Annotated in this window: 12 protein-coding genes and 1 pseudogene; 5 read left to right on the top strand and 8 right to left on the bottom strand. The window is 72.6% G+C overall.

All coding sequences use genetic code 11. The annotated features are described in order from the left end of the window. The first annotated feature begins 21 nt into the window (after window positions 1-21). Window positions 22-1,314, top strand: a complete 1,293-nt coding sequence (locus tag ACTHM3_RS12915) for a nicotinate phosphoribosyltransferase (protein ID WP_440406516.1) — start codon at window positions 22-24, stop codon at window positions 1,312-1,314. Between the two features lie 105 nt (window positions 1,315-1,419). Here the strand turns inward: ACTHM3_RS12915 and ACTHM3_RS12910 are convergent, their stop codons facing one another. From ACTHM3_RS12910 to ACTHM3_RS12895, 4 genes are all read right to left on the bottom strand, one after another. Beyond that, window positions 1,420-2,013, bottom strand: a complete 594-nt coding sequence (locus ACTHM3_RS12910) for a hypothetical protein (protein ID WP_440406515.1) — start codon at window positions 2,011-2,013, stop codon at window positions 1,420-1,422. Window positions 2,014-2,508: 495 nt separating this feature from the next. After that, complete coding sequence (locus tag ACTHM3_RS12905) at window positions 2,509-2,775, bottom strand: DUF3039 domain-containing protein (protein WP_440406514.1); 267 nt, start codon at window positions 2,773-2,775, stop codon at window positions 2,509-2,511. 5 nt (window positions 2,776-2,780) lie between these two features. Continuing rightward, window positions 2,781-4,403 (bottom strand): hypothetical protein, encoded by a 1,623-nt coding sequence (locus ACTHM3_RS12900; RefSeq protein WP_440406513.1) that lies wholly within the window; start codon window positions 4,401-4,403, stop codon window positions 2,781-2,783. Beyond that, complete coding sequence (locus ACTHM3_RS12895; RefSeq protein ID WP_440406512.1) at window positions 4,379-5,647, bottom strand: ATP-binding cassette domain-containing protein; 1,269 nt, start codon at window positions 5,645-5,647, stop codon at window positions 4,379-4,381. Before ACTHM3_RS12895 ends, ACTHM3_RS12900 begins: the two co-directional genes overlap by 25 nt. Window positions 5,648-5,849: 202 nt before the next feature. Between ACTHM3_RS12895 and ACTHM3_RS12890 the strand changes: the two genes are divergently transcribed. From ACTHM3_RS12890 to ACTHM3_RS12875, 4 genes are read left to right on the top strand one after another with little or no spacing between them, the layout of a single operon-like run. Further along, complete coding sequence (locus ACTHM3_RS12890; RefSeq protein WP_440406511.1) at window positions 5,850-6,542, top strand: NTP transferase domain-containing protein; 693 nt, start codon at window positions 5,850-5,852, stop codon at window positions 6,540-6,542. A gap of 55 nt (window positions 6,543-6,597) precedes the next feature. Beyond that, the gene (locus tag ACTHM3_RS12885) at window positions 6,598-7,407 is read left to right on the top strand and encodes an ABC transporter permease (protein WP_440406510.1); all 810 of its coding nucleotides are present in this window, start codon (window positions 6,598-6,600) and stop codon (window positions 7,405-7,407) included. Then, on the top strand, window positions 7,407-8,165 hold the full coding sequence (locus ACTHM3_RS12880; RefSeq protein ID WP_440406509.1) for an ABC transporter ATP-binding protein: 759 nt from the start codon (window positions 7,407-7,409) through the stop codon (window positions 8,163-8,165). The genes ACTHM3_RS12885 and ACTHM3_RS12880 overlap by 1 nt, the downstream gene beginning before the upstream one ends. After that, a complete protein-coding gene (locus tag ACTHM3_RS12875) occupies window positions 8,158-9,015 on the top strand; it encodes a hypothetical protein (RefSeq protein WP_440406508.1) in 858 nt (285 codons plus the stop codon). The genes ACTHM3_RS12880 and ACTHM3_RS12875 overlap by 8 nt, the downstream gene beginning before the upstream one ends. 202 nt (window positions 9,016-9,217) lie before the next feature. Here the strand turns inward: ACTHM3_RS12875 and ACTHM3_RS12870 are convergent. The 4 genes and pseudogenes from ACTHM3_RS12870 to ACTHM3_RS12855 form a co-directional block, all read right to left on the bottom strand. Further along, window positions 9,218-10,216, bottom strand: a pseudogene (locus ACTHM3_RS12870) (DUF6716 putative glycosyltransferase); the annotation flags it as partial. A 6-nt stretch (window positions 10,217-10,222) separates the two neighbouring features. Further along, a complete protein-coding gene (locus ACTHM3_RS12865; RefSeq protein WP_440406507.1) occupies window positions 10,223-11,095 on the bottom strand; it encodes an N-acetylneuraminate synthase family protein in 873 nt (290 codons plus the stop codon). After that, the gene (locus ACTHM3_RS12860) at window positions 11,092-12,264 is read right to left on the bottom strand and encodes a cytidylyltransferase domain-containing protein (RefSeq protein WP_440406506.1); all 1,173 of its coding nucleotides are present in this window, start codon (window positions 12,262-12,264) and stop codon (window positions 11,092-11,094) included. The genes ACTHM3_RS12865 and ACTHM3_RS12860 overlap by 4 nt, the downstream gene beginning before the upstream one ends. Next, the gene (locus tag ACTHM3_RS12855; protein ID WP_440406505.1) at window positions 12,261-13,181 is read right to left on the bottom strand and encodes a hypothetical protein; all 921 of its coding nucleotides are present in this window, start codon (window positions 13,179-13,181) and stop codon (window positions 12,261-12,263) included. Before ACTHM3_RS12855 ends, ACTHM3_RS12860 begins: the two co-directional genes overlap by 4 nt. Window positions 13,182-13,274 lie beyond the last annotated feature (93 nt).

Here is a 13,274-nt window from a genome sequence, read left to right as displayed (position 1 = left end):
TCGAGACCCTAGGCTCGACGCGTGACCAGCTCCCTGCTGACCGACCGCTACGAGCTCACGATGATCGACGCCGCACTGCGCGACGGACGCGGCCACGAGGTGAGCGTCTTCGAGCTGTTCGCGCGCCGACTCCCCACCGGCCGGCGCTACGGCGTCGTCGCCGGTACCGGGCGGTTCCTCGAGCTGCTGGAGGACTTCCGCTTCTCCCCCGACGACCTCGCCTTCCTGCGGCGCGAGCGGGTGGTGCACGACGACACGCTCGACTGGCTGGAGGCGTACCGCTTCTCCGGCACGATCCGCGGCTACGCGGAGGGCGAACTGTACTTCCCGGGCTCGCCGATCCTCGTGATCGCGGGCGGCTTCGCCGAGGCGGTGATGCTGGAGACCCTCGCCCTCTCCGTCTTCAACTTCGACTCGGCCGTGGCCTCTGCCGCCGCGCGCATGGTGTCGGCCGCGGGCGGACGACCCCTTTCCGAGATGGGATCCCGACGTACCGGCGAGCGGTCGGCGATCGCCGCGGCGCGGGCGGCCTGGCTCGCGGGCTTCTCCGCCACCTCGAACCTCGAGGCCGGGCGGATCTGGGGCGTGCCCACGATGGGCACGGCCGCGCACGCCTTCACGCTGCTCTATCGCGACGAGCAGGAGGCGTTCCGCGCCCAGGTCGCCGCGATGGGCGTCGGCACGACGCTGCTCGTCGACACGTACGACATCCCCACGGGCGTCGCGAACGCGGTCGCGGCGGCGGGGACGTCGCTCGGCGCGGTGCGGATCGACTCCGGGGATCTCGGGGTCGTCGTCCGGCAGGTGCGGGAGCAGCTCGACTCCCTCGGAGCGACCGGCACCCGCATCGTCGTCACCAACGACCTCGACGAGTACGCGATCGCGGGACTGCGGGCCGCCCCGGTCGACAGCTACGGGGTCGGCACCTCGTTGGTCACCGGCTCCGGATCGCCCGCCGCGGGGATGGTCTACAAGCTCGTCGCGCACCTGGGTGACGACGGGGGCTGGCTCCCGGTCGGCAAGAGGTCGGAGGGCAAGGCGACCGTCGGCGGACGCAAGCAGCCGGTGCGTGCGCTCCGCGGCGGCGTCGCCGTCAGCGAGGACATCCACGTGGAGGATCCGCCGGTCGACGCCGATGCCGGGCGCCCGCTCCTCGTCGACCTGGTCGTCGACGGCGCGACCGTGCCCGGCCTCACCGGCCCGGAGGGCCTGGTCCGCGCACGCGAGCACCACGCGAGCGCGATCGCGGAGCTCCCGGTCGAGGCGCTCTCGCTCGCCCGGGGCGAGCCCGCGCTCCCGACCCGCTACCTATAGCCCGGCCCGCGCCGCCCGCTCCGTCGCACCGCGCCCCGCCCCTCCGGCTTGCGGCCGCAAACGGCCGGTCGGGAGGATTCCGCACCGGGGATTCGCGGCCACAAGTCACTCGCGCCACCCGCGGGAGCGGAGGCGCTGAACGACGCGCGAGACCACCGACGAGGGCGCGCGGTACAGGTCGTCGCGGTCGACGTTCACCGTGGTCCACCCGAGCTGGACCATGGATTCCGCTCGGCGGAGATCCCGCCGCCGCTGCCCACCCTCCTCGTGGTAGACGCCGTTGTACTCGACGGCGACGCGCCAGACCGGCCACGACAGATCCGGGATGTGGACACCCGTGCCGACCGGATGGTTGAGGACCGGAGCCGGGAGCCCGGCGGCCGCGAGGAGGAGCCGAAGGTGCGTCTCGGGCACCGACCATGCGCCCGCACGCACTGCGGAGGCGGCGCGCCTGACCGACGGAGAGCCGTGCCGGCCCCGCAGGGAGCCGGCGAAGGCGTGCAGCTCGGGCAGATCGACGAGCGCCGGCGCACGATGCGTCGTCACCAACCAGTCACCGGCGGCGACGAGATCCCGGAACTCCACCTGAGTCGCCAGACCGGCCCACGCATCCAGGGCGGAGACGACCGGCACCCCGAGGAGCCGGAGCACGACGGTGTCGGCTGGCCGAAGGCTCCCGACGACGTCCGCGCGCCGCATCGAGTGCGCCGGGGGCCGGGACCCGACATGGAGCGGACCCGCTTCCAGACGCCGCGGAACCGGCATGCCCCAGAGGAGCGCGGCCGTCGGGCCGATGAAGGCGTCGCCCGGCCGGGACCGCGTCGCGAGGGCACGGCACCGGTCAACGGTCGCGACCGAGCGGCGCGCGGGAGATCGCACGACGTGGAAGGGCGATTCGAGGTCGAGTGCGCCCAGCCGGCCTCGAGGAACGCCGCTCGCGAGCGCGTCGTCCGTGCGGAAGGGCCGACCGTGAAAGGTCTGGGGCAGATCACGACGAGCGGTCACCACCCGACGGTCGCACCCGCGAACGCGACCCCGCGCCAGGCGCACGCCGGGTTGTGGCCGGAGAAGCTCGGTCTGCGATGTGGAGGACGGGTGATCTCCGGCGAGGAACTGCACGTCGCGATGGCGCGTCGAACGCTCGGTGCGGGGCGGAGGCACGAGCTGCCGAGGAAGGGCGAGCGCGCGGGGCGCTCAGCTCATGCGCTCGTAGATCTTCTTGCAGTCGGGGCAGACCGGGAACTTCTCCGGGTCGCGGCCGGGCACCCACACCTTGCCGCACAGCGCGCGGACCGGTTTGCCGGTGACCGCGGACTCCACGATCTTCTCCTTCTGCACGTAGTGCGCGAAGCGGTCGTGGTCGCCATCCTCGGCGAGCTCGCCGTTCAGCAGCTGCTCGAGCTCACGATCGAGAACGTCGGTGCCCCCGCCGACGGTGTCCGGGGACTGCGGGTCGCTCATGGCCCCTAGTTTCGCATGGTGAAGGCCAGGAGTTCCGGCCCCCGCCGATCGAATGCGCGTCCGCCGCCGACGACGCCGAGCACGAGCGTCGCGCCTCCGACGACGACGCCCGCGGCGAGCGCGATCCAGCTCCACGGGGCTCCCGGTACCTGGAAGAGGTAGAGGCCCGCCGCCCCGATCGCCGGCAGGGCGGCCAGCCCGATGAGGGCGATGGACAGAGCCTGGGCTCCGCCCCCGGTGCTCCCGGCGACCTGCGGGTGCCGGAACGCCCCGTCGCCGGGACGCGGCGCCGCGTACGGGAACCGTGCCGACAGCCCGCTTCCGACACCGACGCCCGCCAGCAGCACGACCGCGTTCACGCCGAACACGGCGGGAAGGATCCCCCAGTCGCCGTTGCCCCAGGCGGTCAGCGGCGACCCGACGAGCACGAGCACGCCGCCGAACACGAGCGGAGGCCACATCCGGCCGACTCGGTCGGCCCGGCCCGGCGTCGCCGCGGCGATGTGCTGCCAGAGCGCCGTGTGGTCGTAGGCGACGTCGTTGTGCGTCGTCGACCAGGCGACGAGCAGCACCAGGACCGGCAGCGGCACGAGCACGCCGTACTCGAACGGCACACCCCCGATCCCGAGCGCGACGAGCATGAGGATCGGGATGGCCGGCAGCGCGATCATGACGCTGCGGTAGCGCGGATCCCGGATCCAATAGCTGAAGCTGCGCGCCGTGATCGCACCGGCGGCGGTCGAGGGGGTGCGCCCGAACCAGCCCGGAACCCGCCGCGACGCTGGGACCCGGCGACGTCGCCAGGTCGGCCGGAGCTGCAGCAGCACCACCGCGATCCACACGAGCGCCAGCACCACGACGGTCGCGAGCCCCACGAGCAGCGCGGCCCCCACCCGGTCGCCCTGGCCGAGCGCGCGGAGACCGGGAGCGGCCCACAGCGCCCCGACGGGCGATCCGGCCGAGAGGTCGATGGCCGGTGACGCGTCGATCGGCCGCACGATGCTCAGGACGACCCGCACGGCCGGGGCGATCCGGTCCGGCACCAGGAGGAACGCGCGCGTCAGCAGCACCGCCGTCGGCGGGACGGCCGCGGCGATCAGCAGGACGACGGCGAGCGCCCGCACCCAGCGCCCGAGGGCGCGGCGCCTCCGCAGCCAGGTGCCGAGCGCGGCGCCGATGCGAAGGCTCAACAGCGTCTGCAGGAGGAGCAGCACGGCGCAGCCGCCCGCCGGCAGCGCGTCGGCGCCCCGCCACGCCGCCGCGGGCGCGACCAGCAGTGGGACGACGAGGATCGCCGGGCCGAGCAGCGTGAACACGGCGAGCACCGGGATGAGCAGCCGCGCACGCACGGGATAGCCCACGAACGCGCGCGCCGGCATGAGCTCGCGGCGCACGATGACGATCGGCAGCAGAAGGGCGGCGACGCTGAGGAACCCCCCGACGCCGACGATCGCCCGGACCGCGAAGATCGGTCCGGTGCCGTCGAGCGTACGGAGGCCTGCGTAGGCGAGCACGATGAGGACGAGCGCGACCACCAGCGACAGCACGCGCACGGCGACCGCGTCCGGCCGGCCACGGAACTGGTTGACGACGAGACGCAGCCTCAGTCGGAGAAGCTCTGCAACCACTCCATGCCCTCCACCGCGGTCGCGCCGCCGGCCAGTTCCACGAAGCGATCCTCGAGCGAGGCGCCGTCGAGCACCTCGGCCATGGGCCCGGCGGCGAGCAGGCGCCCGTCCGCGATCACGGCGACGTAGTCGCAGACGCGCTGCACGAGCTCCATGCTGTGGCTCGAGAGCAGCACCGTTCCGCCGGCGGCCGCGAACTTCTTGAGGACCTCGATCACGAGCTGCGCCGAGACGGGGTCGACCGACTCGAACGGCTCGTCGAGCACGAGCAGGCGCGGGCTGTGGATCATCGCGGCCGCGATCGCGATCTTCTTGACCATGCCGGCTGAGAAGTCGGAGACGAATCGCCGGGATGCCGACTCGAGGTCGAACGCCTGGATGAGGTCGGCGCTGCGGCGGGCGACCGTCGCGCGGTCGAGCCCGTGCAGCGCGCCGGCGTGCTGCAGGTACTCGGCGCCGGTGAGCCGGTCGAAGAGTCGGAGGCGGTCGGGCAGCACGCCGAGCGAGCGCTTGGCGGTGGCGGGGTCGGCCCAGATGTCGGCGCCGTTCACGACGGCCGTGCCGGCGTCCGGGCGGAGGAGCCCGGTCACCATCGAGAGGGTCGTCGTCTTACCGGCGCCGTTCGGGCCGACGAAGCCGTAGAAGCAGCCGCTGGGGACGTCGAGGTCGATCGCGTCGACCGCGACGGTCGCGCCGTAGCGCTTCGTCAGGCCGCGGACGGCGAGCGCCGTTCCCTCGGCCGGGTCGCCGAGAGCCGCGAGCGGCCCAGCGGCGGCGGGTCGCTCCGGCTGCGGCTCGGGGGTCGGCGTCGGCTCGACGATCACGGCCGGTTCCGGCACGGGGATCGGCTCGGGCGCCACCTCGGGTTCGGTGGCCGCCGCCCGTTCGGCGGAGGACGTCGGCGCGGGGGCCGACTCCGGTTCGACATCGGGGTCGAGCACGATCGGCTCGGCCTCGACCTCCGCTGCCGCCGCCGCGGCGGCGCGCCCGACGGTGGCGCTCCGGGCGGTGGATCGTGAGGCGCGCGGGGCGGCCGGCTTCTTCGCTACGGAGGTCGACTTCGCCGCCGTCGACGTCACGGCGGGGGACGTCGGCTCGGCGGGCTTGCGGGATGACGCGGCCGGCTTGCGGGCCGTCGTCGTGGCGGGCTTCTTCGCGGCGGGTTTCTTCACGCCGCGGGCCGGGGTGGAGCGACCGGTCTGCCCGCGCGGAGCCGGGGTCTGATCGTCCGGCTCGGCATCCACGCGGTCCACCCTAGCCGCCACCTCGGGGCCCGGAAGAGGCGCCGCGACGCCGTGTGACGAATCGGCAACGTTTAGCCAATACCCAGGAGTTCGTTGCTGAACGGAAGGTAAACTCGACCCGGCACGCTGGGGTGTCACCGCCGTCTCATGGACCGATTCCGGGGCGCGCGTCCGACGACATCAGACCGCCGAGGAGAACCCCATGACGACGCAGATCGTGATTCTTGCCGCCGGGATGGGCAGCCGCCTCGGCCGCTCCCTGCCGAAACCGCTCACCGAGCTCGGCGATGGCCGCACCATCATGCGCCAGCAGTTCGACAACATCCACCAGGCCTTCGGTCGCGACGTCAAGGTCACCATCGTCGTCGGCTACAAGTACGAGCACATCGTCGAGGCCTTCCCCGACGCGGACTTCGTCTACAACGAGCAGTACGACGAGACGAACACCTCGAAGTCACTCCTCCGCGCCCTCGTCGCCTCCAAGGACGGCGGCGTCCTGTGGATGAACGGCGACGTCGTCTTCGACCCGGAGGCCCTCGTGCGCGCCGGCGACCTCGTCGCCCGCGACCGGAGCCTCGTCACCGTCAACACCGCGAAGGTGTCCGACGAGGAGGTCAAGTACACGGTCGACGCGACCGGGTCGATCCGGGAGCTCTCCAAGACCGTCCAGGGCGGTCTCGGCGAGGCCGTGGGGATCAACTTCGTCTCCAGCCGCGACAAGGCGGCGCTCGTCCGCCAGCTCCAGCGGGTGGGTGCGCAGGACTACTTCGAGCGCGGGATCGAGCTCGCGATCGAGCAGGACGGCCTGAAGTTCCAGCCGGTCGACATCTCCGACCTCTACGCGGTCGAGATCGACTTCGCCGAGGACCTCGAGCGGGCCAACCTCTTCGTCTGACCTCCGGTCCTCTCCTTGAGGGTTCCCGAGGCGTCGGGGCCATAGGGTAATCCGCGTGACGACCACCGCTGCGCTCGCCCCGGCGACGCGGCGTTCCCCCGCGCAGCGTTACTGGCGCTCGCTCTGGCTGCTCACCGCCCGCGACCTGCGGGTGCGGTACACGACGTCGTTCCTCGGCTACCTCTGGTCGATCATCGACCCGCTGCTCATGGCGGGGATCTACTTCTTCGTCTTCGTGATCATCTTCGACCGCAAGGTGCCGGGCGAGGAGCCCTACATCGTCTTCCTGGTCTCCGGACTCCTGCCCTGGACCTGGTTCAGCAACGCGGTCACCGACTGCACGAAGGCGTTCACGCGCGAGGCGAAGCTGCTCCGATCCACGACCATCCCGCGCACCGTCTGGGTCGCGCGCATGGTGCTGTCGAAGGGGATCGAGTTCATCATCAGCATCCCCGTGCTGCTCGTGTTCGTCGTCGCGACCGGCGCCCGGGTGCACTGGGAGGCGGTGTACTGGATCCCCGCGATCATCCTGCAGACCGTGCTGCTGCTCGGCATCGGGCTGATCGTGGCGCCGCTCGTCGTGTTCTTCCGCGACCTGGAGCGGGCGATCCGGCTCCTCCTCCGCGTGATGTTCTACGCGTCGGCGGTGATCTACAGCTTCCAGGACCTCGAGAAGCACGGTCTGGGGACGTTCGCGGCGTTCAACCCGCTGACGGGCATCATGGGGCTCTACCGCTCGGCATTCTTCCCGCACGCGCTCGACTGGTTCACGGTCGCCGTGAGCGCCGTCATGTCGGTCGTCATCCTCGTCATCGGCATCTTCGTGTTCCGCGGCAGCATCCGCACCGTGCTGAAGGAGATCTGATGGCGGCCCCGCTGCCCGAGGGCTCCATCCGCGTCGAGCGGGTCGGCATCCGGTTCAAGCGCAACCGCTCCGGGCGACGCAACTTCAAGGACCTGTTCGGCGACCGCTCCCGGCGCACCCGGCCCGGCGAGTTCTGGGCCCTGCGCAACGTGTCGTTCGAGGTGCGGCCGGGCGAGGCGATCGGCGTCGTCGGTCGCAACGGGCAGGGCAAGTCGACCCTGCTCAAGCTCGTCGCGCGCGTGATGCTGCCCGACGAGGGGCACGTCGAGGTGATCGGCGGCGTCGCCCCGCTCATCGAGATCACGGGCGGCTTCGTCAACGACCTGAGCGTGCGCGACAACGTCTACCTGACGGCGGGTCTGCACGGGATGACGAAGCGCGAGATCGACGCCGCGTTCGACGACATCATCGACTTCGCCGAGATCGGCGACTTCGTCGACACCCCCTACAAGCACCTGTCGAGCGGCATGAAGGTGCGCATCGCCTTCTCGGTGATCGCGCGCCTGGACGAGCCCGTCATGCTCGTGGACGAAGTGCTCGCGGTGGGCGACAAGGCGTTCCGCGAGAAGTGCTACCGCCGGATCGACGAGATGCTGGCCGGTGGGCGCACCCTTTTCTTCGTCTCGCACAGCGAGAAGGACCTCCTCCGCTTCTGCACGCGGGGGCTCTACCTCGACAAGGGGAGCCTGAAGCTGGACGGTCCCATCCAGGACGTCGTGAACGCGTACAACGCGGACTACGTTGTCCGGGATGCCTGACCTCGAACCCGCCCACGTCGACCCGCGCATGGCACGCGCGGTGGACCGCGTGCTGTCGATCCAGCGCCCCGCCGTGCTCGCGCACATCCGGGTCCTGCGCTCGATGCATCCGAACGCGACGCCCGAGGAGCTCATCCGCTCCCTCGAGCGCCGCTACCTCCTGGCCGTGACGGGCGGCGGAGCCGGCGTCGGCGTCGTCGCGGCCCTCCCCGCCGTCGGCACCGCCGCGTCGCTCGCGGTCTCCGCCGCCGAGACCCTGGGCTTCTTCGAGGCGACGACGCTCTTCGCGCAGTCGGTGACCGAGGTGCACGGGATCGCGCTCTCCGACCCGGATCGCTCGCGCACGCTCGTGATGGCCCTCCTCCTCGGCGCCGGCGGGCAGGACCTCGTGAAGCAGCTCGCCGCGCAGGCGACCGGCGGTGCCCCGCGAAGCCGGTTCTGGGGCGAGATGGTCACGAAGCAGCTGCCGAAGGTGGCCGTCGATCAGATCGCCGAGCGCATCCGCGCGGCGTTCCTGCGCCGCGTCGCCGTCACGCAGGGCGGTTCCGTCGTCGGTCGCGCTCTGCCGTTCGGGATCGGGGCGGTCGTCGGTGGCACCGGGAACCATCTGCTGGGCCGCCGGGTCGTCCAGGCCGCACGTGAGGCGTTCGGACCCGCGCCGCGGGAGTTCCCCGCCGAGCTCGCGCCGCGTCCGCGGTCCGAGGGCGGTCGCCGGATCAGCGTGCCGGGCCCGGTCCGCCGCCTCCCGGGGCGCCTGCCCCTGCCGGCTCGGCGGCCTCGGGCGCTCCCGTCGACACCGTCGGACCCGCCGATCGATCCGCCGGGCGATCCGGCGCAGGACCCCGCCTGACGGCTCGGCGAGCCCCGCGCAGCGCGCGCACCGCGAGTCGCGCGGGGTGCCCGACGAGAAGCGCCAGTCGGCCCGCCCAGGTGCCGTCGGGTCCGAAGGCCCGCTGCCGGTGCCAGGCGAGCCGCAGGCCGCCTCCGCGCTGACGCGTCGCGGGTGCCGGCGCCAGCTCGCCGCGGCGCCGCGCATCGACCAGCGCCTCGACCCGGGGCAGCCAGTCGTCGTCGGCCGCGGGATGGAAGTAGTTGTCGTCGAGCCACGCCGGATCGGGATGCCGGAACCGCCGCGCGATCACGTCGCCCTCGTCGCCGAACAGGCCGCTGCCCTCGAACACCGGGTTGATGAGCTCCTCGGACACGCCGAACGTGTCGAGCGCGATCACCGGCACACCGCGCGCGATGGCCTCGATCGCGGCCGTCGAGCTCACGGTCACGAGACCCTCCGCGGTATCGAGCGCGGCACTCATCGACGCGGTCGAGAGGACGAGGTTCTGCGGCAGCGGCCCGAGGGCCGCGAGCAGCTCGGGGTAGCCGTCCTCCTCGTCGTGGGTCTGCCGCTCGCCCGATGCCGCACGGAGCTTGACGACCACGCGCCGACCGGGAGCGGCCTTCGCGGCCGCCACGAGCATCCGCGCGACGCGCGTCCGGTCGGCGTGCAGGCGGGGCACGATCGCCTGCACCGCGAAGACGAGGTCGGTGCCGCCCGGGGCGGGTCGGCGCTCGACGAACGGGAGCGTCGCGAGCCCGAAGGCGCGGTCCCAGCCGTGGGCGTTCGCGAGCGCGGTGAAGTCCCGGATCTCTCGCCTGCTGTGCAGCACGAACAGGTCGGCCTGCCGACGGAAGATGATCGCTTTGCGGGTCGCCGGCACCGAGATCCCCGGCAGCCCCGCGAGGACGACCGGGCGGTCCGCCATCTCCGTCGCCAGCCGGATGGCGACCTGCGCGCCGGGGCCGCGCATCGCCACGAGCACGACGTCCGGCGCCTCCGCCTCGAGCGCCGCGGCGAGCTCGATCGCCCGGACGCGCGGCACGGCGGCGGGGTCGATCCCGCTCACCGCGACCGCCGCGGCGAGCTGCGCGTCGCTCACCACCACGGGCGACTCGACGACGAGCTGGCGGAAGGTCCACCCCGCGGGGAGCGCGGTCGAGAACGACGCGCCCCACTTCAGGTAGGAGTCCGAGTCCGCGACCGCGACGAACCTCACGGACACCTAGACGGTGACGCGGCGGAGCTTCGCCTGCGGCGCGAGTTCGCCCGGCATGACGCGCTTCACCCCGTCGCCCAGAGCCTCCTCGATGATGCGGATGTCGCGCACGAGGTGCTCGAGGCCGGTGGGCTCGAGCGAGGCGGCGTGGTCGGAGCCCCACATCGCGCGGTCGAGCGTGATGTGGCGCTCGACCATGACGGCACCGAGCGTGACGGCGGCCAGCGAGATCTGCAGCCCGCGCTCGTGGCCCGAGTAGCCGACCGGGACGCCGGGGTAGCGCTCCTGGAGGGTCGGGATCATGCGCAGGTTGGCCTCCTCCGGCGGGAGCGGGTAGGTGGAGGTCGCGTGCAGGATGACGAGGTACTCGGTGCCGAGGATGTCGACGGCCGCGTCGATCTGCTCGTACGTCGACATGCCGGTCGAGAGGATGATCGGCTTGCCGGTCGAGGCGAGGGAGCGCAGGAGCTGGTGGTCGGTGACGCTCGCGGAGGCGACCTTGTGCGCGACGACGTTGAGGTCCTCGAGGAACTCGGCCGCCGGCACATCCCACGGCGAGGCGAACCAGTGCAGGCCGCGCATGGTCGCGTAGTCGCCGATCTCGACGTACTGCTCGCGGTCGAACTCGACCCAGTAGCGGTACTCCAGGTAGGTCATGGTGCCCCAAGGGGTGTCGCGCGGCACGTCGCGCATGTGCTCCGGGGTGGAGATCTCGGGGGTGCGCTTCTGGAACTTGACCGCCTGCGCACCCGCGTCCGCGGCGACGTCGATCAGCCGCTTGGCGAGCTCGACGTCGCCGTTGTGGTTGAGGCCGATCTCGGCGATCACATAGGCCGGGTGGCCGGCGCCGACCGGGGTGGATCCGATGTGCACGGTCATGAGACCTTCCTTCTACTCTCGAGGGACCGGAGGACGCGTTCGGCCAGCTCGCGGACGGCGCCGTCGCCGCCCGGCCGGCTCAGCACGATGCGGGCGGATGCCAGCACGCGCGGGTGGGCGTCGGGCACGGCGACGGGCCAGCCGACCAGGTCGAAGCAGCCGAGGTCGTTGACGTCGTTGCCGAGGTAGGCGACCCGCTCGAGGTCGATGCCGGTGCGGGCAGCCCACGCGGCGAGCGCGGCCCCCTTGTCGTCGAGGCCCTGGATGACGTCCACGCCGAGCTTGGCGGCGCGCGCTCTCACAACCGGGTTGGTCTCGGTCGAGAGGATGAGGAGCGGCACGCCGGCCCGGCGCAGGAGCGAGACGCCCATCCCGTCCTCCCTGCTCACCGCGACGAACTCGTGGCCGTCCTGATCGACGTAGGCGTGGTCGTCGGTGTGGACGCCGTCGAAGTCGGTGACGATCGCCTCCACGTCGAGCGGAGCGGCGGGCGAGACCAGCGGGGCGAGCGCCGACGAGATGGCGAGCTGCTGCTCCGTGTCGATCTCGATGGCCGAGTGCTCCGGGACGACGGCGATGCCGACGCGGCCGAAGAAGCGGTGCTCGGCGCGTCGGAAGCCCTCCACGTCCATGACGTAGAACGCCCCGGTCTCGAGGTACTCCATCTCGCGGTCCTGGCGGCGCGGGCGGACCCGGAGGTCGTGGTTCACCCCGACCGCCCCGTCGACGCCGTCGCGCCAGATGAATCCCCACGACTCGACGGCGGAGAAGAGGGAGTCGGCGTCGCCGTCGATGACGCGCTGGACCGCGGCATCCAGGTCGACCGGGTCGATGAACGGCGAGGTCGCCTGGATGAACACGAGGACCCCGCGATCGACCCCGAGCACGTCCAGACCGTGCAGGAGGGCGCTCTCGGAGCTCGCGGTGCTGCCGGAGATGGCCGCCGGCCGGTCGACGATCTCGGCCCCCCACTCCCGCGCGACGGCCGCGATCTCGGGATCGTCGGTCGACACGACGACCCGGTCGATGTGCGACGCGGCGAGCGCGCTGCCGATCGCCCGGCCGAGGAGCGGCACCCCGCCCACGCGGCGCAGGTTCTTGCGCGGCACGCCCTGCGATCCGCCGCGCGCCGGGATGAGGGCGACGACCTCGCCGCGGGCGCCCGTCACGCGGCGACCTGGATGCGGACGCGGGAACCGCTCCCCGCGAGGACGCGGCGCAGGGTGAGCGCGGCCGTGGAGCGCAGCGAGACGATCTCGAGCGGCTCCGCGGTCCCGGCGAGCGCGAGCTCGACGGGGAGGCCCGTGCGCACGATCTCGACGCCGGGCAGTGCCGCGACGCGGGTGAGCATCCCGTCGGCCTCGCGGCGATGCGGCAGGTACGCGGCGGGACGGTCGTCGTCGCTGTGCGCGACCACCGAACGCAGCCAGTCGAGGTACGCCTCAGGCTCGAGCGCGCCGTCGACCACCGCGGCGCTGCCGAGGACGACGCGGCTCCCGGGCAGGGCGATGGGCTTGGCGTGGGCACGCACCCAGCCGAAGGCGTCGGTGCGGACCTGGACCCCGAGCTCCGTGAGCCCGGCGATCGACGGGTGGTCCGAGAAGGCCGTGAACATGCCGAGCCGGCCGCGACGGGCGAGCCGCCGCATGCGCGCACGGGCGAGGCCGCCCAGCACCGTCTTGAGGACCGACTCGTGCTGCCCCGGACGCGCGTAGTCGACGCGGCCGGCGAGGGCATCGGCGAGATGGATCGACATGGTGCCGTCGTCGACGAGCGTCACGGTGCGCGGATGGAGAGCGGACATCGCGGACCGGAACTGACCCGAGAAGCCGTCCCCGACGATCCAGTCGCGGTGCTCGGCCAGCAGGCCCCACGGCACGCCGTAGTACGGCTCGGCGCGGACGAACGGGGCGCCGCGCTGCAGGAGCTCGGCGGCGGTCGCGGACATCTGGGGCCCGCTCAACCGGAACGCGACGCGGATGCGGAGGCCGTGAGCGGCGGCGAACTCGGCCGCGCAGAGCAGCTGCAGGGGGGATTCGACCCACGCCAGCGGGAGATCCCCCGGAGTGCGCGCTGCATCCGTCACGAAGCCCTCTTCCTGAGGGCGGAGACCCCCGTGGAAGCCACGTTGGCGGCCGCGTCTGAGCGGCTACCCGGGTGGAGGTGAACCGCCGGGGTC

The organism is Pseudolysinimonas sp. (assembly GCF_051954455.1).
GTDB lineage: Bacteria > Actinomycetota > Actinomycetes > Actinomycetales > Microbacteriaceae > Pseudolysinimonas.
The sequence above is the reverse complement of the archived record's forward strand: the minus strand, read 5'-3'. Positions and strand labels throughout refer to the sequence as shown.